The organism is Picosynechococcus sp. PCC 73109 (assembly GCF_001521855.1).
Classification (GTDB): Bacteria; Cyanobacteriota; Cyanobacteriia; order Cyanobacteriales; family MRBY01; genus MRBY01.
Genome location: NZ_CP013998.1, coordinates 1,453,962 through 1,477,665, shown reverse-complemented (window position 1 = coordinate 1,477,665; position 23,704 = coordinate 1,453,962). Strand labels below are relative to the sequence as shown.

General features: G+C 49.7%; 20 protein-coding genes. 13 read left to right on the top strand and 7 right to left on the bottom strand.

The window, feature by feature from the left end; all coding sequences use genetic code 11:
• Positions 1 to 3: 3 nt before the first annotated feature.
• Together AWQ23_RS07090 and AWQ23_RS07085 are read right to left on the bottom strand one after the other, a co-directional pair.
• Positions 4 to 3,063 (bottom strand): ATP-binding protein, encoded by a 3,060-nt coding sequence (locus AWQ23_RS07090; protein ID WP_062433838.1) that lies wholly within the window; start codon positions 3,061 to 3,063, stop codon positions 4 to 6.
• Positions 3,064 to 3,192: 129 nt separating this feature from the next.
• Positions 3,193 to 4,797, bottom strand: coding sequence for an iron ABC transporter permease (locus AWQ23_RS07085; RefSeq protein ID WP_198158703.1), 1,605 nt, complete (start codon positions 4,795 to 4,797; stop codon positions 3,193 to 3,195).
• Between the two features lie 184 nt (positions 4,798 to 4,981).
• On the opposite strand from AWQ23_RS07085, the gene AWQ23_RS07080 reads away from it, so the two are divergent.
• Positions 4,982 to 5,224: a hypothetical protein gene (locus AWQ23_RS07080; protein WP_041443478.1), complete on the top strand. Its 243-nt coding sequence runs from the start codon at positions 4,982 to 4,984 to the stop codon at positions 5,222 to 5,224.
• Positions 5,225 to 5,239: 15 nt separating this feature from the next.
• Here the strand turns inward: AWQ23_RS07080 and AWQ23_RS07075 are convergent, their stop codons facing one another.
• A complete protein-coding gene (locus tag AWQ23_RS07075; RefSeq protein WP_062433832.1) occupies positions 5,240 to 7,015 on the bottom strand; it encodes a S8 family peptidase in 1,776 nt (591 codons plus the stop codon).
• Between the two features lie 85 nt (positions 7,016 to 7,100).
• Positions 7,101 to 7,892, bottom strand: a complete 792-nt coding sequence (locus AWQ23_RS07070) for a YaaW family protein (protein ID WP_030006575.1) — start codon at positions 7,890 to 7,892, stop codon at positions 7,101 to 7,103.
• A 106-nt stretch (positions 7,893 to 7,998) separates the two neighbouring features.
• Between AWQ23_RS07070 and AWQ23_RS07065 the strand changes: the two genes are divergently transcribed.
• Positions 7,999 to 8,973 (top strand): NAD(P)/FAD-dependent oxidoreductase, encoded by a 975-nt coding sequence (locus AWQ23_RS07065; protein ID WP_062433829.1) that lies wholly within the window; start codon positions 7,999 to 8,001, stop codon positions 8,971 to 8,973.
• 12 nt (positions 8,974 to 8,985) lie between these two features.
• On the opposite strand, the gene hmpF is transcribed toward AWQ23_RS07065, so the two are convergent.
• A complete protein-coding gene (hmpF, locus tag AWQ23_RS07060; RefSeq protein ID WP_062433826.1) occupies positions 8,986 to 10,713 on the bottom strand; it encodes a pilus motility taxis protein HmpF in 1,728 nt (575 codons plus the stop codon).
• Positions 10,714 to 11,143: 430 nt separating this feature from the next.
• On the opposite strand from hmpF, the gene AWQ23_RS07055 reads away from it, so the two are divergent.
• The 6 genes from AWQ23_RS07055 to modA all read left to right on the top strand — a co-directional run bounded on the left by AWQ23_RS07055 (position 11,144) and on the right by modA (position 18,121).
• Positions 11,144 to 12,331, top strand: a complete 1,188-nt coding sequence (locus tag AWQ23_RS07055) for a response regulator (protein WP_062433823.1) — start codon at positions 11,144 to 11,146, stop codon at positions 12,329 to 12,331.
• 258 nt (positions 12,332 to 12,589) lie between these two features.
• Positions 12,590 to 12,985 carry a response regulator transcription factor gene (locus tag AWQ23_RS07050; protein ID WP_012306993.1) on the top strand — a complete coding sequence of 132 codons (396 nt, stop codon included), beginning with the start codon at positions 12,590 to 12,592 and terminating at the stop codon, positions 12,983 to 12,985.
• Between the two features lie 61 nt (positions 12,986 to 13,046).
• Positions 13,047 to 13,583 (top strand): chemotaxis protein CheW, encoded by a 537-nt coding sequence (locus AWQ23_RS07045; protein WP_030006571.1) that lies wholly within the window; start codon positions 13,047 to 13,049, stop codon positions 13,581 to 13,583.
• 140 nt (positions 13,584 to 13,723) lie between these two features.
• Positions 13,724 to 16,432, top strand: a complete 2,709-nt coding sequence (locus AWQ23_RS16325; RefSeq protein ID WP_062433820.1) for a methyl-accepting chemotaxis protein — start codon at positions 13,724 to 13,726, stop codon at positions 16,430 to 16,432.
• A gap of 106 nt (positions 16,433 to 16,538) precedes the next feature.
• Complete coding sequence (locus AWQ23_RS07035; protein WP_012306990.1) at positions 16,539 to 17,333, top strand: MlaE family lipid ABC transporter permease subunit; 795 nt, start codon at positions 16,539 to 16,541, stop codon at positions 17,331 to 17,333.
• The gene (gene modA, locus AWQ23_RS07030) at positions 17,330 to 18,121 is read left to right on the top strand and encodes a molybdate ABC transporter substrate-binding protein (protein WP_062433817.1); all 792 of its coding nucleotides are present in this window, start codon (positions 17,330 to 17,332) and stop codon (positions 18,119 to 18,121) included. The genes AWQ23_RS07035 and modA overlap by 4 nt, the downstream gene beginning before the upstream one ends.
• Here the strand turns inward: modA and AWQ23_RS07025 are convergent.
• A complete protein-coding gene (locus tag AWQ23_RS07025) occupies positions 18,111 to 18,707 on the bottom strand; it encodes an Npun_F5749 family FMN-dependent PPOX-type flavoprotein (RefSeq protein WP_062433814.1) in 597 nt (198 codons plus the stop codon). The genes modA and AWQ23_RS07025 overlap by 11 nt on opposite strands.
• 42 nt (positions 18,708 to 18,749) lie before the next feature.
• Positions 18,750 to 19,073 carry a DUF2605 domain-containing protein gene (locus AWQ23_RS07020; protein ID WP_012306987.1) on the bottom strand — a complete coding sequence of 108 codons (324 nt, stop codon included), beginning with the start codon at positions 19,071 to 19,073 and terminating at the stop codon, positions 18,750 to 18,752.
• A gap of 191 nt (positions 19,074 to 19,264) precedes the next feature.
• Between AWQ23_RS07020 and AWQ23_RS07015 the strand changes: the two genes are divergently transcribed.
• The 5 genes from AWQ23_RS07015 (at position 19,265) to AWQ23_RS06995 (ending at position 23,693) form a co-directional block, all read left to right on the top strand.
• Positions 19,265 to 19,927: a TIGR00266 family protein gene (locus tag AWQ23_RS07015; RefSeq protein WP_062436573.1), complete on the top strand. Its 663-nt coding sequence runs from the start codon at positions 19,265 to 19,267 to the stop codon at positions 19,925 to 19,927.
• Positions 19,928 to 19,936: 9 nt separating this feature from the next.
• Entirely contained in the window at positions 19,937 to 20,614 is a 678-nt protein-coding gene (locus tag AWQ23_RS07010) for a TIGR00266 family protein (protein ID WP_012306985.1), read from the top strand.
• Between the two features lie 39 nt (positions 20,615 to 20,653).
• Positions 20,654 to 21,352, top strand: coding sequence for a TIGR00266 family protein (locus AWQ23_RS07005; RefSeq protein WP_062433810.1), 699 nt, complete (start codon positions 20,654 to 20,656; stop codon positions 21,350 to 21,352).
• 98 nt (positions 21,353 to 21,450) lie between these two features.
• Positions 21,451 to 22,380: a substrate-binding domain-containing protein gene (locus tag AWQ23_RS07000; protein WP_062433807.1), complete on the top strand. Its 930-nt coding sequence runs from the start codon at positions 21,451 to 21,453 to the stop codon at positions 22,378 to 22,380.
• Entirely contained in the window at positions 22,380 to 23,693 is a 1,314-nt protein-coding gene (locus AWQ23_RS06995; RefSeq protein WP_062433804.1) for a cell wall metabolism sensor histidine kinase WalK, read from the top strand. The genes AWQ23_RS07000 and AWQ23_RS06995 overlap by 1 nt, the downstream gene beginning before the upstream one ends.
• The last annotated feature ends 11 nt before the right edge of the window (positions 23,694 to 23,704 follow it).

Genomic DNA, 23,704 nt, shown 5'->3' with positions numbered 1-23,704 from the left:
AATTTAGCGATCGCCTTCATAAACCCAAGTGAGATGAAGATGGGTCTGAAGCATCTCCAATAAATTTGAAAAATCCAGTGGTTTTTCTAAAAAAGCGTCAAAATCCGAATTTATATTATGCCAACCATGATCCAAAACATCCCCGGACATGGCGAAGATAGGGATTGTCCTAAATTTTTCGAGTTGACGAATCTGGTGGGCCATGGCTTGACCGTCCATCCGGGGCATTACCATCTCTGAAATGATGAGATCCACTGGATGGGCCTCTGCCACCATCAAACCATCTTTTCCGTTTTCGGCTTCGAGAATCTGAAAACCCAAAGGCATCAAGAAGTGTTTAATCACAGAACGATTAACCCAACGGCTATCCACAATCAGAATGGTCTGCCGGCGGCCCACATAACCAATAATTTGTAGGTGATCACGGGTCGCTTGATCCTCAGCAACCAGGGGAGGACTAACGAGCACCTCCGACAGCTCCAGGTCAAAGGAAAAACAACTCCCTTTGTTCGGATAACTCGTTAACTGGAGTTCGCCCCCCATCATCGCCACTAATTTTTGGCTGATCGCTAATCCTAAACCTGTACCGTGGGGACGACTGCGGCGATCGCCGACCTGCTCGAAGGGTAAGAAAATTTTCTGATGGTTTTCGGGGTCAATGCCACAGCCTGTATCCCGAACCGCGAAGTGTACTCTGTGCCAATGGTGCTTAGGAGATTTGGGGGGAGTCTGCGGAGGTTGGCTTAATTGAACGTCTAAAACAACGCTTCCCTGGTGGGTAAATTTAATCGCATTGCCCAATAGATTCAGCAACACTTGCCGGAGACGTTGATCATCGACCAGTAAATAATCGGGAATATCTGGATCAATATCGTAATTGAGGAGGAGTTGTTTTTCTGTGGCCTTGATCTGACAGGTTTGGATAATATCCAGAATAAAGTAATGGAATTGCACCGCCGTTGGAATTAGTTCTAGGCGTTGGGCTTCAATTTTAGAAAAGTCAAGCACATCAGCAATCAGACTCAAGAGATGATGGCCGCATTGTTCAATAATTTTGAGGCTGCTTTTTTGCTCTGTACTCAAGGATTCATCAAACATCAAAATTTGCGTGTAACCCAAAATGCCATTTAAGGGTGTGCGCAGTTCGTGGCTCATATTGGCGAGAAACAGACTTTTTGCCCGGTTTGCTTCTTCGGCTTGTTTTTTGGCGGCTTGGAGGGCGAGTTCATTGGCCTTGCGGTCCGTAACATCCATCGCCATGGTGATTTGCAGTTTACGTCCATCGGGTAAGGTACCAAGGGGAGCACTACTAAAATCCCAAATACGTTGGTCGCCGTCTTTGATCAGGATGGCGTATTCACCGTCATGGGTAGAATTTTGGATCTCATAAACTTTCTCGATCCCCTGTAGGGCCGTCAGATATTCTTCACCGTAGGCTTTTGCTGCCCAGGCTGCGATCGTGGGAATTTCCGTGATGTCATAGCCAGTTAACGCCGTCCAAGTATGATTGAGCTGCAAAATTTCACCATCACTGGCGTAGAGCAGAATGGGAAAGGGTGCGTCTTGAATCGCCCGGTAGAGACGTTGTTCACTTTCGCCGAGGGCAGCATTAGCTTGTTTTTGCTGGGTGATGTCTTGGACAAAGATAAAAAATCGGCTTTGATCTTCGCTAAGGTCAGTGGTCAAACTCAGTTGCATTTCTTGGATCTGACCTTTTTGGTGTCGCCACTGTTGCTGGAGTTTGAGTTTGCGGCGATCGCCCCATTCAGTGAGCAGTTGTGCGGGATCGAGGTTGTCGGTAATGAGCAGATCAAAAATTGAGCGTTGCAGCAATTCATCGCAGTCATAGCCTGTCATTTCACCCAGGGCCACGTTAACTTCGAGAAAATAGCCCCGATCATCTAAAACAGCATAACCATCAATGGCAGTTTCAATGGCCGTTAAATAACGGGAAGCACTAGCGGCACGGATCTGTGCTTTTTCGATTTCTGCTTCCCTGGCGATCGCCTCTAGCCTAAAGCGCTGTAACCGCAGCATTTGGTAGCCCACCCAAAAAACAACCCCGATCAGTAAGCCCGATAAACCACTAATGGCGATCGCCAACTGACGAAAAGGGGCATTAGCCTCCCGGAGATTGACCTTATAAATCACAATCCAAGGGGCTTGGGTCGTTTCAAAGGAAGCCCCCACAACGAGGATATCCCGGTAATCAGTACCCCGCACCAAACGCCGAGACTGCAAAATTGCTTGGGTTGCGAGGAGAGAATCTTGATCCAGGGAACGACTTAACCGTAATGGTGGATCACTGGCAAACCGTAGGGGATTGAGGTAACGAATATTATTGCCTTCACGACGCACCAATAAAGTTTCAGCGGTGGTACTAGCATTGGCCGCTCGGTCTAATAGACTATATAAAAAATTCTGGGGATCTTTTTCTAAATATGCCGCCCCAATAAAATTATTTTGCTCATCGTAGATGTAGGCTAAAACACCATAAACGGGCAAGTCTTGATTATTGACTTTTAGGAGATTCAAGTCGATCAAGCGCACTTCTCCCCCAAGACTGGTTTGGTGATCTGCCTCCCTAAAAACTGTATTAATTTCCTGGGGTAAGGGATTTTGCACCCCCGTTTGCCAAACGGTCTGTCCCTGGCGGTTAAAAAAAACGATGCGGCGGTAATCGTAACTGGTTTGCACATCGAGGGCCAATTGGGTTAAATTCGCCTGTTGCTGCCGCACAATGGCGGAATTCGGCTCATTCGTCGCAAAGGCTTTGAGGGCATTAATGGTCGTGGGCCTTGAGGCAAGCACCCGGGCATCGCCTTTGCGTTCTAATAACCATTGATCAATTTGGGTCGCCTGGAGTTTAGCCACTCCCAAGAGATTGTCCTGCAGATCGAGTAACAGTTTTTCACTGAACCAACGAAAGCTAACAATACCACCAGCAACGACGCCAACAACGGCGATCGCCAACCCCCAAGATAAATACCGGACATTGAAGCGCGCTTTGTACGGACTTTGATGTGACTGGGAATTCGGCAGCTTGGGGGAATCCTGGAACATTTGTCTGGAAAGCCGACTAGGATAACGATGATTTTTGTAATGAATAAAATCAATCTTCTAGAAGTCACCTTACCCATTCTCACCCAGCTATTAAAGATTTGTAGCGAATTTCTTACATTTGTTATCCATTCACTCGTTGCGGACGTGGGCAATGCGCCAACTGAGAAAAATCACCGGAATCAAGCCCACCGCCAAAATCGCCAGGGCGGGCACAGAGGCTTCGACTAACCGTTCATCGGAAGCGTATTGATAAACCTTCACGGCCAGGGTATCGAAGTTAAAGGGACGAATCACCAGGGTCGCCGGGAGTTCCTTCATCACATCCACAAACACCAACATCGCAGCGGTTAACAAACCACTCCACATCAGGGGAGTATGCACACTCACCAGGGTACGAATCGGGGTATAACCGAGGCTGCGGGAAGCGTCATCTAGGGTGGGCTTAATTTTGCCGAGGCTCGTTTCGACGGCCCCAAAGGACACCGCCAGAAAGCGCACCAAATAGGCAAAAACCAGGGCGGTAATCGTGCCACTCAGGAGTAAGCCCGTGGAGATATTGAACTGGGCTTGGAAAAAATTGGCGATCGCATTATCGAGTTTCCCCATGGGAATCAGAATCCCCACCGCAATTACCGAGCCGGGAATGGCATAACCCAGGGACGCAATCCGCACACCCAAGGCCATCCAGAGACTGTGATTCAATCGCTGACCGTAGGCCAAAATCAAGGCGATCGCCACCGCTAAAATTGCCGTCACACTGGCTAAGACAAAACTATGCTGGGCAAACTCCCAGAACTGTGTCCGAAACCGCGCCTGGGGACGATTAAAGGCCATTTCCAAAAGAGTACCAACGGGCACAACAAACCCAAAAAAAACCGGAATCCCACAGGTCATCGTGGCAACCCCAGCCCGCCACCCCCGCAACTCATAGGCCTGGGGTTTGTCGTAGTTATTACTGGTTTGGTAATACTGGGCTTGGTGCCGCGACCATTTTTCGAGAACCAACAGCCCCGCAATAAACAGCATCAATACCGCCGCCAGTTGCGCTGCTGCCTGGGGTGCCCCCAACCCAAACCAAGTGCGATAGATCCCCGTGGTGAAGGTTTCGACGCCAAAATATTGCACGGTGCCAAAATCATTCAAGGTTTCCATCAGAGCCAGGGCCAGACCCGCCGTAATCGCTGGCCGAGCTAAGGGTAAGGCGATCGCCCAAAAACTTTTCCAGGGGCCGCAGCCCAACGCGCGACTCGCCTCTAGGGTTGTGACGGACTGCTCTAAAAAAGCCACCCGTGCCAGCAGGTAAACATAGGGGTAGAGCACCAAGATCAACATAATGATTGCCCCCCCCAGAGACCGAACCTCCGGAAACCAATAATCCTGGGCCGATTGCCAACCGAATATTAGTCGCAAAAACCGCTGCACCCAGCCGAAGTAATCCAAAATATCCGTGTAAATATAGGCCAACAGGTAAGCTGGAGCGGCGAGGGGCAAGAGTAACAATACCTCCCAAAAACCTTGGCCCCGAAAGCGACACATCGTCACCAACCAAGCCGTGGCCACCCCGACAACTGTGACCCCCACGCCGACCCCAAGCATCAACCACAGGGAATTGAACACATAACGCCCCAGCACCGTGTCGACCAGGTGACGCCAAATTTCGCCAGAATCCGTGAAAACACTCCCCAATACAGAAAAAATCGGTAGGGCAATCAAAGCGGCGATCGCCAGAGTCATCGGAGTCCAAAAATTAAGCTGTAAACGTTTCAAGGGATTCACAATCAGGAGAGGTACTAAAATCCCATTGTGGAGTGAAGGGGAAAACTAATGCAACTCATTTGCACCAAAGGTTACCCCGTCAGGACGATAAAATAGGCAACATTAATCGCTATTGCCCACAGCAAACCCCAAGCCATTAGTTATGAATCAACCCAACTTCCTCACCCCAGAAGAATCCCTCGATGTCGATGCCGCCCTCTTAAGTAGTCCAGAGAAATTTCTCGCTCGTCTGACCATTTCTTCCCAACGGTTACTGGGGATCATCGCCCAAGATCTCGATTGCCCCATCGAAAACCTGAGCCACAAAGAAATTATCCAGTGGTTTGAAAAGGACGCCAAAACACGCCAGGAAGAAGGCCCAGAAGCGGCTGTTTTAAAATGGTAAATCTTAACAGATTTCTTAATTACTGGTTTTTAACGGTTCCGTCAGCATCAATTTCGCTAGGGCCACACACAGGAGTCCATTAATCCCTAAAAATGCCTGGGCTAAAATACCCGATCCCAAACCCCAAACCATCGGCCCGGCGATCGCACTAACCCAGAGACAACTCGCCACCCCCAAACAGAGACCAACCCCAAAGCGTTTTCCCCCTTCCGTACCAGCAAACAGGAGCAACACCCCAAAGGGAATTAACACACTAGCAAACAGCGGATTTAAAGCAGGATTTCCGTTGATGGCATTGCCCAATTCTGGGAGAGAACTGCCCAGAAGCCGAAAAGGGGCCTGGGGCAAATCAAAAATATAAATGCCCTTGAGGAAAAAGAACCCCGAACTGCCAAAAACCAAGCCACTACTGAGGGGCCAACCCCACCCAAAGGGGAAGTAGTTCCGCAGCAGAAAAGCGAGAAGATAGGAACCCAAAACCATCGCTAACTTCGGTAAAAGAGCTACTGTCCCCCCATCAATCCAGAAACGAGGATTCAGATATCCATTATCCCGGAGCCAGCGGAAGAAATCTTTGACGGTGATTTTGCCCTTAAGGGCCTCTGTTACCGCCTGACCTGCATTGAGATACCCGGCACCGTAGTGGTTTAAAGGATCTTCCGTAACCTTTTGGGCCGATTGGGTTAAGACCTGTAAAACTTCGGCTGGTTCAGTCACACCAGTCGCTTTCACCATGGCCGCCACGCCAGCCACATGGGGCGCGGCCATACTGGTGCCTTTGTAGTCGATAAATTCTGGTTTGCCTGTTTTTGGGTTAAGGATTTCCTGGAGAATGCCTCCCGCTTCACTGCCCCCAGGAGCCGCAAGATCAATTCCCGCCCCGTAATTGGAATAGGGCGCTTTTTTGCCAGCCGCATCGGTGGCCGCAACGCCGATCACTTTGGGATAACGGGCTGGATAGGCAGCAGCATTTTTGTTGGCATTCCCCGCAGCGGCAATGATCACCACGTCTTTGCGATAGGCATAATCAATTGCTTCTTGCATCAGCTGGCTCGCACCAGCCCCCCCAAGGCTGAGGTTAATCACATCGGCCCCTTGATCGGTGGCAAAACGGATTCCCTCGGCGATGTCAGCGACGGTTCCCCCACCATTAGCGGCGAGGACTTTAATGGGCATAATCTTCGCTTTATAGGCAATGCCCGCAACACCGTAGTTATTGTTTGTCGACTGGGCAATTGTCCCGGCAACATGGGTACCATGGCCCACATCATCTAAAGCTTCTGGGCGATCGCCCACGAAATCATAGCCCCCAACAAAGGCGGTTTGTTCTAAATCTGGCACAGGGCTAACCCCAGTATCGATAACCGCCACGGTGATCCCTTCCCCTTGGGTTTCTGACCAGGCAGCTTCGACATTAATACTGCGTAAATTCCATTGCTTTGGGTAATCTGGGTCGTTTGGCACCCCATAGGCTCGGTAAATGTAGTTGGGCTCGATGTATTCCGTTGCTTTTTTAATGGGGTCAGATTGGCGCAACCACTGGAGCATTTCTCGCTTGCCCTCGATGACGTAGATCTGGTCAGCAGCGGAAAATTCACTATTGAGCCGGGGGATGACATTGAATTGTTGGGCGATCGCCTTTAACTGTTGCTCAACGACACTGGTTTCTACGGTTTCGCGAAAATCTAAGATTAAAGAATCGTATTCCCCTTGGGTCGCCAAGCTCGGCGATCGCCAAAGGCCAAACCCAAGACCAATACAGAACAGCAGCAAAATTAAAAATTTACGCATGGGGAAGTTTTGCCAAATCTATTGCCCCAGCCTAGCTCAAACTTCTGTGAAAACGGGCCAATGTAACAGAGTTAAACCGGGGGGTTTAAGCAACAACCAGGGGTTCTCTAGTGAGGCGAATTTGGGCCAAGGTGACAATCATCGGGATAATACGCCCGTAATTAGTGGCGATCGCCCGCCAACCGAGATCGACAAGAAACCAACTCCACAAGGCCGGGACAACAGCCCCCAACACACTACGGGTGAGGCCATAACGCAGGGCAGTTTGGGTCAACATCAAAGAACCCAGACGAGTTGTGGTTGTTTTTAGGGCTTGGCCCGTCGCAAAATGTAGCGCCAACTGTCGGGCAACCTGCTTCATTAAAAATGATTTCAGCACACTACTAATCACCAAGGTGCTACTCCCTTTAAGGAAAATTCTCAGGGGGTTATGTTGGAGTTGGACGGGCAAAGCTTCCGGTAAATCCGTTTGGGCCAGCGATCGCCTCACTCGATCAATCAAGGCCCGTTGTTCTTTTTGGGGGAGTTTATCCCAAGCGCGGCTGGTCAAGGCGAGGAAAATTTCTGCTTCAAGCTCAATGGTATCCAGGGCAGTCCCACAGGGAATATCGAGAAATTCTCCTACCTGAAACAGGATCTGGCGGTAGGTGAGGGTTTTGGTTTGGCGACGGAGCACCGTGACCCCATCGGCGGCTAAAAAACGGAAGCGGGTTTCGATGTGCTGAATTTGGCGATCGCGGTCTTGACTACGAATGGCGCTGGGTTGGGGCGTTTGCCAATAGTCGAGGGGATTAAATTTACGGCTAAAGAGCAGTTGAGTGAGGTGGTGCAATTCCTCATCCGTTGCTAATTCCAGGGCTGTCCGTAGTTCATCCACAGCAAACATCATCTCCACGCTTGATGCTGCCTATTGTAATCTAGCTTTTCGCTGGTCAACTTTTTACAATGGGGCGCGGACAGAGAACGTCAGGAAATGTGATCAAATGTTGGATGTGGCGATTATTGGGGCAGGCTTAGCAGGGATTCATTGTGGCCGAAAGATGCAACAAGCAGGCCAACAGGTCGCACTTTTCGATAAATCCCGTGGTGTAGGTGGTCGCCTCGCAACCAGACGGATTGCAGCACAGCCCCTCGACCATGGTTTACCCTACTGGGAGATTTTAGGAGCCCATACAGCGGCTTTAACGGAAACTTTAGTTGCAGCCGATCTTTTAAAACCCTGGTCGGTGGCAACAAGCGATCGCCTTGATCCAGACATTTGGCAAACCCTTGCGGGGGAACAACAGTGGATGGTGCCAGCGGGAATGACGGCGATCGCCAAATATTTAGCTCAAGATTTAACAATTCATCGGAGTCAACGCCTGATCCACCTCGAAGAACGCCCAGGTCATTGGCGGCTGACCTTTGAACAAGGGGAAACCGTCTGCGCGAGGCAGGTGGTTTTAGCGCTGCCCCTGCCCCAGGTGATCACACTCACTTATTCTTTTATTACCGTGCGCGATCGCCTTGCGGAAATTTTCTATACTCCAGCCCTCTCTCTCATGGTTGGTTATGACCAGTTTGACTGGAGATTTCCCTGGCAAGCACTCCGCCTTACCCAACATCCCCGATGGCGCACAATTAGCTACGAAAGCCAAAAGCGATCGCCTGGGAACTTCACCCTGGTCTGTCAAACGACGGGAAATTTTGCCCAAAATTATTTAGAGACAGCGGATTTAACCCCCGTCGCCACCACGCTATTGGATGAATTGCAAAATCTTCTTACCTTACCGACACCCCAATGGTGGCAAATCCAGCGTTGGCGCTATGCTCTCCCTGCAACGAACTATGGCCAAGCCTATTATCGTTTTGCCACGGACTCTCCCCTGATCGCCTGTGGAGATTGGTGTTTGGGAAATGGGATCGAAGGGGCGATCGCCGCTGGTTTGGCCACTGGTGATGCGCTTTTATCTGTGTAAATTTAATTAGTCCTACGGAGAGTAAGTCGCCTCGGCCATGGTTTGTTCGAGTTCCTGGGCGAGCTGTTGCTGTTGTTCGTTGACCTTAAGGAACTGATGGATTGAATTTTCTAGGGTGCGGAGAGACTGGATAATTTTCTCTAAGGTGTCCTTGAGTGGAAGTAACTCCCCTTGATAAAGCTGGATTTTTCCCTGTAATTGCGCCTGTTCCCGCTGTTTGGCTTCGTATTCAGCTTGTTTTTGCTCTAGGTCCTTTTGTTGTTGTGCTAACTCCCGTTCCTGGGGCATGAGGATATTTTCAAGCTGCTGAATCGTATGGTGCATCGCCTCAATTTCTGCTTCAAGCTTCTGCTTTTGGGTTTCGTCTTCCTCCTGGTAATCTTCGAGGTAGGCGATCGCCGGACTCAGATCAATATTTTGCTCGGCTTCTACTTCAATAATCCCCTGGCGACGCTTGAGAATGCGTAAATGCTGTTGCAATGCCCCTTGCCGTTCCCGGAGGGTGCGTCGCTGACCCACTAAAGTCTGGTTGAGCATCCCTAATTTTTCTTCTTCGTCCCTGAGTTCTTCTTCGAGCTCTTGGAGTTCCATCACGTTGTCTGGTTCAACTGTCGCCAAAGACGCTTTAATTTCTCCTACCGCCTCATGTTGGAGGGTGAGTTCTTCTTCCTGGTCATTGACAAAGCGAACTAGCTTATCCAAATCGTCCCGCAGTTTCTCGACGGTGGTTTCGAGTTCTCCGAGGGGCATGGCTTCGATCGCCGCTAAATCCACCCCATAGTGCTCGATGCCCCCCATTCCGGCAGCGAGATTATTGAGCAAATCCTGCATATCTTCTTGGCGCTGACGTGATGTAGCCAATTGGTTGAGGTGGCTTTGTTTGACCTGTAGAAGTTGCCGTTGGATCTGGAGTTGGGTTTTGGCGTTTTCTAGGGCTTGGCGTCTCTCTTCAACGTTGGTGGTTTCGGTCTGGACTTGGGTGGCGATCGCCGCGAGTTGGGTCTCTAGTTCCTGAAGCTGTTGGGGATATTGCGCGAAGGTTTGAAAAAGTTCTTCCTGTTGCGTGAGTTCGTCGAGCAACTCACCTAGTTGGATGCGTACTTCGTCTGTGGGGGCATTATTACTTTGGCACTGGACGAGAATTTGCTGAATTTTTGTGGCGATCACCGAGCTTAATCCCTGCCCATCGGTTTCTTCTTGGAGATTGGCTAGCCGTTGTTGCTCTCCCCGGAGCTGCTGCCAGGCACCCTCTAATTCTGCTTGCTTACGGGCAAATTCTGCTTTAATTTCGTCGGCCTCGGCCTTGAGTTTTTCAAAGGCTAGTTTTTCATCCTGGAGCTTTTGCAGTTCGGCTTCGGTTTCTTCAATTTGGTCAAGGCGACTATTCATTTCCTCCTGGCGACGATTGAGTTCATCGGCTTGGTAGGTCAAGGACTGCCGCCATTGTTCAATTTCTTCCTCTTGGGATTTGGATTTGTCCATGAGGCGAGAAAAGTTCTGGAGCACCGTCAAAAGGCGGTTTGTGGCAATTTCGGGGGAGCCTTGAATCGTCCGATTATTGCCAAGATTGACGACCACGAGGGTTCCGTCATTGAAATTACTCAATTCATCGGCAGGGACTAATTCTTCCCCAGGCACCGTGCTCCAACTGCGATCATTACGTTCACAGGCAAGCAATTTGATTTCGGTCTTGCTTCCCATGAATCCTTTCGTTTTTTTGACCTCTGCAAGGTATAGCACGTGAATGTATTCCCCCTGAAACTGCTAGTGCCTGAGCGAAGTGGTGATGAGTCATGGATAGAGTGTAGTGCGTAGGTGACCTAACTTTAAAGCCTTAGGCGATCGCCATTGGTTGGGACTGACCGGAGGACTGCCATCACGAAACATTTTTAGGATTACCCATGGTCAAGGGGGCACTTACGACTGGAGTTGACTCACCTTCAATGATTTTAGAAGATCATTGTACTGGCTTAATCTTCTTGGCTAGGAGTGTAATTTTTCGTGATTTTCTGACATAGCAACGAACGACTTGTCTTACCCTAAAGGGAAAATGGTAGGCCAGTTAGTCTTGATACTTGTCCACGACAGTGAATTGCGCCTGGGATTAGTTAAGCTTTAAATCCAAGGGCGATCGCCCTGTTCCCATGATCCCAATGATCCCCAAAAAAGTATGCAAGGGACTCTCAATGAAATTGATCTCCGTAGTATTTTGCAGCTCCTTGAGCTGGGACAACGGACTGGGCAATTGTGGATCGAAGCTCGACCATCGGGGACAGTGGATGATCTGAGTTGGCAGTTTCCACAAGCGCCGCGTTCCCAACAATCGCTGCCTTTGTCCACCTGGTTGGTCTTTTTTGTGAATGGTCAAATTGTCTACGGGACTGATGACTATTCTCCCCAGATGCACCGTTTGCAGGATTACCTTGTCCATTACCATCTCACCCACAAGCTAGAGGATCTTGATCGGGGGGCGATCGCCGAAACTACAATTCCTGAATATGCAGCCCTATGGCGACTTTTAGAAACCCAAACAATTACTGTTGATCAAGCGCGGCATATCCTCCAGGCAATGGTGCAAGAAACTTTGTTTGATCTCCTGAGTCTCCACCAGGGTCACTTTAATTTTCAGTTGGGGACTCCCTTTGGGCCACAGCTAAGCACCTATGCAGTGACTTCATTGCTGTTCGAGACGGTTAAAAAAGTCCAAAAATGGAAGCAACTCTATCCCCAGATTCAATTTCCCCAACAACGTTTACTGCTGGCCCAACCCGAAAAACTTGCCGCCGCGCTACCGGCGATCGCCTACCAAAAATTAGCCCAGTGGACTACTGGAGAAACAACCCTCCGCCAACTGGCCCGTTACCTCAATCGTGACCTCGTTGCCCTTGCGAGAGCCTTGCTTCCCTATATCCAAAAAGGTTGGCTCCAAGTTCTAGATCCTCTCCCTCCCCAAAGTTTGTCACGTCCCAGTGAAATGTCGTCTCATCAAACCTGGCGAATTCTTTGCATTGATGATGACTTCACCATCGGTAAAGCCGTAGAGCAAATCCTTAGCACCCAGGGATATCAAGTGCACCTCGTCCAAAATCCCCTAGAGGCAATTCAAGCGGCCTTTGCTGAGGTGCCCCACTTAATTCTCTGTGATATCGCCATGCCTCACCTAGATGGCCATGAAATTTGTATGATGCTGCGTCACAGTAAGCGATTTCAAAACGTTCCTATCATTATGCTGACGGGGCAAGAGCAGTTTATTAACCGAATTCAGGCAGATTTTGCTGGGGCAACGGATTATTTAACAAAACCCTTCGGTCAGCAGGAGTTGTTAACCCTGCTAGAAAAATATCTCCCAAACCATTAGCCAGTGCAGATCTCCCCAGGCGATCGCCCCCGGAGTGAAAAAACAAGCTATGATGGCGATGGCCTAACCCTTAGTCCCCATCGCACCCTTGCTGAATACCAAGATTCACGGCAATTCCCCAGAAATTTTTCAAGAAATAAACATTTTGTAATCCCCCTCCCTGATAAATTAAAGTCTGTCCGTCCCAGGGCATGTTTTTGACAATGTTGATGCTACGGTGATTATTACGCCGGTGATTTTATTGCTAGGACATTTGTAATGAGTAGAATTTTGGTTGTTGAGGATAGCCTCTCTCAACGGGAAATGATTTCAGAATTACTGAAAGGCAACGGCTTGACAGTGGATGTTGCCGGTGATGGTCTTGAGGCGTTAGAAACCCTCAGTCAAATGGCTAAAAATGCGGCTGAAACCCTGCCCAACTTAATTGTGCTCGACATTGTTATGCCACGGATGAACGGTTACGAACTCTGTCGTCGCCTCAAATCCGACCCAAAAATTCAAAATATCCCCATTGTGATGTGCTCTTCAAAGGGGGAAGAATTTGACCGGTACTGGGGCATGAAGCAGGGAGCCGATGCTTATATCGCGAAACCCTTTCAGCCAGCGGAGTTAATTGGCACCATCAAGCAACTCCTACGCAGCAATAAAAAGTAAGTTAAGCCCTGGGGAATAGCCGTTTTTGGCGAAACCTGAATTGTCTGTTTTCTTTCGATCTATGTCTACACCTGATGACAGTTCCTTACAACAAAACCTGACGTCCTTAGAAACCCAGTTACAGGGTTTAGAAAGCCCGGAAGGGGAGTTACACCTCAAGTTTCAGCTTCCTTCAGGGACTGGATTTGTGCTGCCGGCGTTTGGCATCCGTGAAGTGATGCAACAATCACCGGATCGGATTACCCCGATTCCCAATGTTTCGCCACTGCTGCTAGGGACGATTAATCTCCGGGGTCAGGTTATTTGGGTGGCAGATTTGGGGCAATTTTTGGGCGATAGTGCTCCCTTACGGACAGACCGTGCCGAAATTCCGGTGATTGCCATAGAAGATCAAGACATGCTCCTGGGTTTAGCCGTCGAAGAAATGCAAGGGATGCAGTGGCTTGCCGCGGAAACGTTGCAGATTCAGCTTAGTGATCTGTCGGATGTTATGGCCCCATTCGTCCGGGGGATTTGGACGGATGGTGATGATGCCAGTAAATCTTGGCATTTATTAGACCATGTGGCGATTTTAAAATCGGCCCGTTGGGCAACATAAGGGTGTTAATACTTACTGCGGTGGTGCTGTGATCTGCGAGAAAGTAGATTACATTAAAAATACGTTTTGCATCCGTTAAAAAGTTTGTGCAGCGCTCAGTAAGATAATCCTAAAAATGTGCCAGTCCAGGAGGGAACCCGATGCCGCCCAGCACCACTGATTATTCAAAGGAGTATGCTGAGGCCCAGAAGGCCTATTATCAGAATAATTTGCCTGAAGCAGAGGCGATCGCCAATCGGTTACTCAAAGATTACCCGGACGATCCCCATTTACTGCTTTTGAGTGGCCATATTTCCCTTGGTTTACAAGATTTAGGGCGGGCTTCCGCGTTCTACCATCGGGTTTTGGATGTCACTAACCAGCGGGATTACCATGAATATGCTCGCCAAGGTTTGACCCAGGTCAATGCCTACAGCGATCAAGTCAATGGTCACCGGGAAACCAGCGGTGGACAGCCGACCCTCACCCAGCCAGAAGATTATCCGGTTGCAGCAGAATACAACTCCCCAGAAAACTTTGTCACAGCAGCGGGGGAACAACCAATTTCGGCGGATGATTATTCAGAACAATGGGCAGAACCAGAGTTGCCCTTGAGAAATTTCCCGGAAGATGAAGAAACTTTTTTAGTGCCCCACCCCGGCGATCGCTCCCCTGAACCAGGTTTAAATCAGTCCCTTAATGATCCTTTTTTCGAGGCAGAGGCTGGCGAATTCATTGAATTTAACGAAGACGAATTGGTTGAATTCGACAGTGCAGCCGGCCTAGAAGAAGACGGAGATTTCCTAGGGAGCGAAGATACATCTCCTTTCGATTTAGATTGGTCACCGACCCAGGAAAATGGCAGAATTTCAGCAGATCAAGACCATTTTGATGCAGTAGATACTGCACCACTCGGCTTTGAAGGTGAGTCCCCCACTTGGCTCGAAAATCCTCCTTTAGCCGATGCAGACGCATTGACATTTGATGAGCCAGCGCACCCAAGTTTTGCACCTGACTCCCTCTCCCCTGATGAGGCGGCAGATTTTGACGATGAAATTAGCTTGGGTAGCCTTGGGGCAGAACTATTTGATGAAGAACCAGAAGCGCTACCAAAACAGGATGAAGGGGGCTTTTTAGAGGAATTTGGCATTCTCAACGAACAGGATCTAGATGATTTTGGTGATCTCGGTTCGGATATTCTCGATGATGACCAAAAAATGCCAGATACAGGTCTGTTTGAAGCGCCCCTAGAAACACCGACGACCTCAGGGGAATTTAATTTTGATGATTTTCCCGAAGAATTGGGCCTCACCGAAGACGACAGCCTATTTATCACCCTAGGGGAAGATAGTCTCTCTGGCGGTCTAGGGACAGATTTTACTGTTTCTGATAAACCCCAGGAAATTGTCGCGGAAAACCCCAAGGGTTATTTGGCTTGGTTTGAAAATGTGCCTCTCCAGAAAAAACAATTGTTCACTGCGACTGGCGCTGCTGCCGCATCGGCGATCGCCACTTTGATTGTGACAGTGGGCGTATTTCAAACCACCCCAGCTGAACAACGGCCCCAAACCCTCTGGCCCGTGGCCAAAACAGGTTTACTCACCAGCTTATTGGCCGGGGCAGCCAGCTTTGGTACGACCCTCTTTTTTGGGAAGTTAACAACTCGGCAGATCAAACGTAGCACTGACAACCTACAAAACCAGTTCGACGCGGTTTCCCAGGGGAATCTCAATGTCAAAGCAACGGTTTTTGCGGAGGATGAGTTTGGTGCCTTAGCCACGGGCTTTAATAAAATGGCCCGGGTTATTTTAAATACCACCAGTGAGGCCCAGCGGCGAGCCGAAGAAACAGAACAGTCCAAAGAAGACCTCCAGCGCCAGGTGATCCGCCTCCTTGATGATGTGGAAGGGGCCGCCCGGGGAGACTTTACCGTCCAAGCAGAGGTCACAGCCGATGTTTTAGGGGCCGTCGCCGACGCCTTTAACCTCACCATTCAAAATCTCCGGGAAATTGTTCAACAGGTTAAACAAGCGGCGCGCCAGGTGAATAAAAATGCTGCCGATAGTGAATCCTTTGCCCGGGGTCTATCCAGTGATGCTCTCCGTCAAGCTGAAGAATTGGCCGTTACCCTCAACTCCGTACAGATGATGACCGATTCGATCCAGCGGGTTGCAGAAAATGCCCGGGAAGCGGAGGAGGTGGCCCGAACTGCTTCGAGTACGGCCCTCAAGGGGGGAGAATCCGTAGAGCACACCGTGGCGGGGATTTTACAGATTCGAGAAACGGTGGCCGAAACAGCCCGCAAGGTAAAACGTCTAGCCGAATCTTCCCAGGAAATTTCTAAAATTGTTGCAGTGGTTTCCCAGATTGCGTCCCGGACGAACCTCCTGGCGTTAAATGCGTCCATTGAGGCGGCCCGGGCAGGGGAGTCTGGTAAAGGATTTGCGATTGTCGCCGATGAAGTCCGTCAGTTGGCAGACCGTTCTGCCAAAGCCCTGAAGGAAATTGAGCAAATTGTTTTACAAATTCAAAGTGAAACAAGCTCGGTAATGATTGCAATGGAGGAGGGCACCCAGCAGGTTATTGACGGGACTAAACGGGCTGAGCAGGCGAAACAATCCCTAGAGGATATTATTCAGGTCTCGAACCGCATTGATGCTCTGGTGCGTTCGATTACGGCGGATACCGTTGAACAGCGGGAAAATTCCCGTGCTGTGGCCCAGGTCATGCAATCGGTAGAATTAACGGCCCAGGAAACCTCTAGAGAATCCCAACGGGTGGCCGGATCGTTACAAAAGTTGGTGGGCATCGCCCGGGATCTCCTGGCTTCTGTGGAGCGATTCCGCATAGAATCCACGGATGAGGCGTAATATGGTTTGGCAATGGCGTTAGTGCCCATAAAATTTGCATAAAGTTTGGCGATCGCCTTTTCCCTTTGCCTTTTTTTTAATTTTCAGTTGTCCCATCCGATCACCTATGACCAGCCAACGCAGATCAAAAAGTTCCCTTGGGAAATGGTTTGAGCGGTTAGTTGCCGCAACCCTTCTAGGGGGGCAAGTCATCGTACATCTCCTGCGGGGGCGTTTCAACCGACGCATTACCATTGAACAGATGGCGGCGGTGGGGCCTGATTCCCTCCTCATTGCCCTGGTCACGGCTGGGTTTGTCGGCATGGTATTTACCATCCAGGTGGCGCGGGAATTTATTTACTTCGGCGCAGGCACGGCGGTGGGGGGCGTTTTAGGTCTTTCCTTGTCCCGGGAATTAGCCCCTGTATTAACGGCGGTGGTGTTGGCGGGGCGTGTCGGCTCGGCCTTTGCAGCGGAGATTGGCACCATGCGCGTCACTGAACAAATTGATGCGTTGCATATTTTACGCACAGATCCCATTGATTATTTGGTCGTCCCCCGCTTCTTGGCCTGCTGTTTGATGTTGCCTTTATTGACTGTTTTATCGCTCCTCACGGGGATGGCTGGCGGGTTAATCATCGCCATAAATTTGTATCAAATTCCCCAGTCTATTTTTATCAACTCGGCCCAGAGTTTTTTAGAATATTGGGACATTATCAGTGCAATGATTAAATCTGTTGTTTTTGGGGGCTTAATTGCCGTCATTGGCTGCAGTTGGGGCTTGACAACAACTGGGGGAGCAAAGGGCGTAGGACAATCGACAACAACGGCTGTTGTTACATCTCTACTAGCGATTTTTATTGCTAACTTTTTCCTATCTTGGTTGATGTTCCAGGGTTTAGGTAGTGCCTTAGTGGGATGAAATTCAAACTGCCACATTTTGTTTGGGGTCTAAGCATTGCCCTTGTAATCAGTCTACATGGTTGTACTTTTGGTAATTCTGGGCAAACTTTAGTGGTGGCGATCGCCGCTTCCTTGACCGATGTCATGGCAGAGATTCGCACCGAGTTTCAAACACAGTATCCAGACATTTCAATTCAATTTAATATCGCTGCTTCCGGGACGTTGCAAAGGCAAATCGAGCAACAAGCTCCCATTGACATTTTTGCTAGTGCGGCCTTGGAACCTATTGAATCCTTGGCCCAAAAAGAGTTTGTCGCAGCAGAGGCAGTCCAAATTTTTGCGGAAAATCAACTCGTTCTGATTCAAAATCAACAAAGCCAACCGCAACTGAATCGTTTGGAAGATTTAGCGGGTGAGGATGTTCAAAAAATTGCCCTGGGTAATCCAAAAACAGTACCAGCGGGACGATATGCCGCCAATCTTTTAGAAAAATATCCCCAGCTTTACCAAACCCTAGAGCAGTCCCAAAAATTAGTTTTTGGGGAGAACGTGCGGCAAGTTTTAACCTATGTCCAAAATCAATCGGCAACGGCGGGGTTTGTCTATCAAACAGATATTTTCCAGCAATCTAATTTGCGAGTGATTGAATCTTTTGCGCCAGAATTAACAAGTTCAATCTTGTATGCGATCGCCCCAATTAAAGTCTCACCCAAGCAAACCCAAGGACAACTTTTTATCGATTTTATTCTGGGTCGAAAAGGTCAGGCCATTTTACAAAAATATGGCTTTCTGCCCCCTAGGGATTAACTGTTTTTTGCTGCCAAGTACCGTCGGCTGTGAGGTCATACAAAAAGCGATTTTGGGGATTGCCCCGCAGTTCGAGGTGATCGATCTTTGTCACCTGAAACAGGAGAAGCACGAAATTAGAAACAGGCTCTTGATCATTCACTGCGGTTGGCTGGAAATCAGCTAAATTTTCACCACGGCGATCGCCAGGCTGGGGCCAGAGAAATTGAGCCCGGGCCGCATCCGAAAGGGCTTGCCAGGTCTGTTGTCTAGCGCGATTTAGCGGTGATGGCGGACTTGCTGCTGTAACCAGCTTAATCTGACCACTAAAGCGGAATTGTTCCCGGGTTTTGGTGAAATACCAAGCAATTTCGGCATCGGGGCAAGTAGTGAGGTGACTTATTTTTTCACTGCGCTGATCCGTAATAATTTTGAGGTCATTGCTTCCTTCGAGGAACCCCCGAAAAACCACCGTGCGATTCCTGGGTTTTCCTGTCGGCGTTATGGTGGCCAACTGAAAAAAGCGGTGGTGGGGCTGACTTTTATTCCGGTGTAAGGCCCGGGCTAGGGGCGATCGCCAAGGGGCCAATTCAAACGTCACAGGCATGATTGTTTACGGTAGGGCCAAGCATAATCCAGTATCGAATAATTAGGCCTCTCCTTCTAACTGACGTCGCTTTTGGGCCACTTGCCAACATTCAGAAACCAATTGGTGCCAGGGCATCAGCACCTGAACATCGACTCCAGCATTGCCATCGGTGGCTTGGAAAAGAGACTTGGTCGCCATTACCTCCCCCTGGGCCTGGCGAATGCGGGCGATGAGGTCTTCCTGCTCGGCGGGGGCCATAAAACTTAAGGATTTTTTTTCGAGGGCCGTTAAAGATAGGTCAAACCAATAAAGAAAATCATCCAAAAGCGGGGCCAGTACAGCCTTTAAAAGTTGCTTTTCATCGGCGGGTTCTGGAGAAAACATAGATATTTTTAAAAATGAGACTTTCTTCACATATCTTAACATTTTGAGGTGATCGCCGCTGTCGAGGATGATTTCCTTGAATATTAAGCAACCTTAACAAACATTTCTTCACTTCCATTGCCCTGCTAAAAATAAGGGGAATTAGCTTGTATTGGGCTAGTTTATTCAAACTCTTATCAGGTAGAGTCACGGTGAAATACGAAATCCGCTATAAACCCGCCTTTGCTTGTCTATTTGTCACCCTCGAACCCGGCGAACAGGTCACAGCCGAATCCGGTGCAATGGTAAGCATGGATGGTGGAATCTCAATGAAAACTGAATTTTCGGGGGGATTTTTCCCGGCGATTCTCCGTCGGTTATTTGGGGGAGAATCCCTGTTTGTGAATGTTTATCGCAACACAAGTCAGCGGCCCCAGACCGTCATTTTAACCCAGTCAATGGTGGGTGATATCCACCGCATTGATTTGTCCCAGGGGCCGATCTGTTTTCAGCCCGGTGCTTACATTGCCCATACCCCCGGCGCAACAATGGGAATCCGTTGGGCTGGCTTTGCCAGTTGGTTTGCGGGGGAAGGCCTCTTCAAACTGCAATTCACAGGTAGTGGCCGGGTCTTTTACGGGTGCTATGGCGGCATCATCGAAAGACAAATTGCGGGGGAATTTATCGTCGATAACAGCCACCTCGTTGCCTACGATCCAGGCATCACCATGAATATCCGGATGTCTGGGGGCTTATTTGGTTCCCTCACCTCCGGCGAAGGCCTGGTGAATAAACTCAAAGGCCGTGGCCGAATCTACCTCCAATCGCGGAGTGTGTCAGGTCTTGTGGGCTTTTTACGTCCAAAATGTCGTTAGGGGGTAGCTATGGAAATTAAACTCTTACATCAACCAGATAATGCGATCGCCCATGTCACCCTCGACGCTGGGGAAGAAATCATTGCCCAAGCCGGCGCCATGGTTGCCATGAGCGGCAATATCAATGCCAGCACGACCCTCCGCAAAGGCAAAGGGGGCGGCATCATGGGAGGGCTAAAACGGATGCTTGCCGGAGAATCCCTCTTTCTGAGCGTTTTTCGGGCGCCCTTACCCAATAGTGAAATTTGGTTTGCCCCCAAGCTGATGGGTGATCTCCTCCTGTACGAAATGCGGGGCGATGAATTTGTTGTCCAAGCCTCTTCCTACCTTGCCTCTGGCCCCAATGTGGACATTGATCTTGGTTGGCAAGGCTTTAAATCCTTCTTTTCAGGGGAATCTATCTTTTGGCTCAGCATCAGTGGCCAAGGGCCTTTGCTGGTGACGTCCTTTGGGGCCATTTACGAAGTGGATGTGGATGGCGAATACGTCGTGGATACAGGCCATATCGTTGCTTTTGAAAAGAGCCTGAGCTTCACCGTGGGTAAAGCAAATCCCTCTTGGATTGGGGCATTCCTCGGTGGAGAAGGGTTAGTCTGTCGCTTCCGAGGTAAGGGCAAACTGTACTGCCAAACCCACAATCCCGGAGCCTTTGGTTCCCTGGTTGGTTCCCAATTACCACCCCGTTAAGTTGTCCTTTGAAGCCAGTGCTGAAAGTGCTTAAAAATTATGTCTCAGTTTGAATTTCGCGTTGAAAATAATCCCTCCTATGCCTCGCTCATTGTGACCTTACCGCCCAACCAAACCCTGCTCGTAGAGGCGGGGGCGATGGCGGCAATGGATGCCAACATTGAGATGAAGTCGAAGATGCGGGGGGGCTTGATGAAGGGCATCGGGCGGATGTTCAGTGGAGAATCCCTATTTATCAGTGAATTTACTGCCAGAAATACTGCCGGGGAACTCTATATCTCGCCAGGGGTGCCGGGGGATGTGACCTACTACCATTTGGACGGTTCTAAAAGTTTAATGGTGCAGTCTTCGGGCTTTGTGGCTTCTAGTCCCTCGGTGGATCTTGACACCAAATTCCAGGGGCTGAAGGGTTTCTTTACGGGGGAATCGATCTTTTTCCTGCGGGCATCGGGCCAGGGGGATTTTTGGTTTAGTTCCTACGGGGCGATCATTGAAATTCCTGTAGAGGGGGATTATGTGGTGGATACGGGCTACATTGTCGCCTTTGAGGATACGCTGCAATACAACGTGGAAATGATTGGGGGCTTATCTTTCCGGAGCCTGCGCACAGGGATTCTCGGCGGAGAAGGCTTAGTTTGTCGTTTCAGTGGCAAGGGTAAGCTCTGGGTACAATCGCGGAATCTTTTTCCCCTGTTGAATTTCCTTTATCCGTTCCGTCCCGTGCCGAATAATAATTAACGGCGTTTCTAGGAAAATTGATTAGCTGCTGTGCGGTGCGCCTTCGGGGGGATTACGGTATCCTGAAGGCAAATTCCATGCACGCAACAAGAGCAACCATGGCCCAAAAAAATGATACGTTGCCTTTAATGATGGCCCTCATCGTTACCCTAGGCATTCTGGGGGGCGGTGGTTGGTGGTTTTTAAATCGTTCCGGCTTCCAGGGTTTGGCCCCAAATGGTGCAGAAACGGGAACTAATGATGGGGCGATCGCCCCAGGTTCCCAAGCCACAGATAATCCTTTCAGTCCACCGGCAACAGTGGCCCCAGGAACGGTGGTAAAAATTTCTGGCTCTACCAGCATGGTGCAGATTAACACCGCCCTAAAAAATCGGTTCGAGTTGCAATATCCCCAGACCCGTGTCGAAACTACCGCTAATGGGTCGAGTGAGGGACTTGAAGAGCTGCTGGCGGGAAATATTGACCTCGCGGCGATCTCCCGTCCCCTCCAGCCGGAGGAAATGCAACAGGGCCTCAAGGCGATCGCCGTTACCACCGATGCCGTCGCCATTGTAGTCGCCAAGGAAAATCCCTTTAGTACAGGGCTGACTGGGGAACAGGTACAGGGCATTTTCCAAGGGAATCTCACCGATTGGTCAGCGATTACCGATAAAGCGACGGGAACAATTCGGGTTATTAATCGCCCTCCGGTGAGTGGCACTTACCAAACTTTCCAAGAAACGGTACTCAACGGCTCAAACTTCGGGAATGGCCCTAATTTTATGAATATGGAACAGGATGCCACCACGCCGATTTTGCAGGCCCTGGGCGCAGACGGGATCAGTTATGCCACTTACAGCCAGATCGCCAATCAGCAAACCGTTAGAACAGTGCCCATTGATGGGGTAACCCCAGAATCAGACCTCTATCCCTACACCCGCACCCTTTATTACGCCTACCAAGAACCTGCTTCCCCCCAGGTGGAGGCTTTCCTTGGTTTCGTTGGGACTCCTGTGGGAGCAGAGTTGATCCAAGCGGCGCAGCAGTAATGTTTCAAACCACCCGTAATCGTCTGGCCCTCTGGTACACGGCGATCACCGCAGTGTTGCTTTTGGTTTTCGCGACGGGGGTTTATTTTTACGTGCGCTATACCCTGATTGAACGCATCGATGACACCCTAAAGCATGTAGTGGAAGTGGTAGAGCGATCGCTGATCATTGAGCCAGATGATCCTGTGGGCTATCACATCAATTTAGAAGCCAGCTTTCGGCAACAGTCCCCCACCGTCGAAGATGACCGCATTGACCTCGAATTTTTCAACCCAGCCGGAGAATTGCTCTGGTCTACTTTTTCTGAACCATTAGTCTTGCCCCTAGAGTGGCACCCCCGGGGGGAAACGGTACGTCTGGGTGATGATTATCTTCTGCGACAAATCACCGATCGCCTCGAAGTGGATCGCTATGTTTTGGGGTATCTACGGGTGAGCCATCCTTGGTTTGAGGTGACGCGACCAATTCGCAAATTAGTCCTTGATCTCAGCCTGGGGATCGCGATCATGATTACCTGTGGGGCGGTGATTGGTTGGTTACTGTCTGGTATTGCCATCGAACCGGTAAAGGATTCCTATCAACAATTGCGGCAATTTACGGCAGATGCATCCCACGAGTTGCGTAATCCCATTGCGATGATCCAAACCAATGTACAAATGGCGATCGCCTACCCAGATCCCGACCAACGCCAACAAAATCTCAAGGTGATTGAGCGACTCACCCAACGGTTGGGCCGTTTAGTAAATGATCTCTTATTTCTCGCCCGCAGTGATAGTGGGGTACTTCAGGCGGAATTTGAACAATTACCCCTGGACGCTCTATTGCTGGAGGTCATTGAAGAACAACGGGCCATCTGCCGTCAGGAAAAAATTGAGTTGCAGTTGGATATTCAAGGGGATGCCACCGAAGAAGCTTATCTCATCTTGGGAGACTGGGATCAGATGGCGCGCCTCTTTACAAATTTGATCGGCAATGCGATCGCCTATGCTTTTCCAGGGGACTGGGGCGACAAACCCAAGCAAATTACCGTCACCATGGCCCTCAAGGAGAAAACAGGGCGAACAACCGGAGAAACCCTCCAAGTGACGGTTAAAGATAATGGCATCGGTATTCCTGCCGAAAATTTGACCAATATTTTCGACCGTTTTTATCGTCTCGATCCCGCCCGGACAAACCCCGGAGAAAGTAGTACTGGTTCAGGTCTTGGTCTCGCCATTGCGGCGGCGATCGCCAAAAATCATAAAGGCAAAATCACCGTCGAAAGCAAAGATCAAAGCACAACATTTTCCGTTTTTTTACCACGAGCCGCCTAAGCAAGATCAGT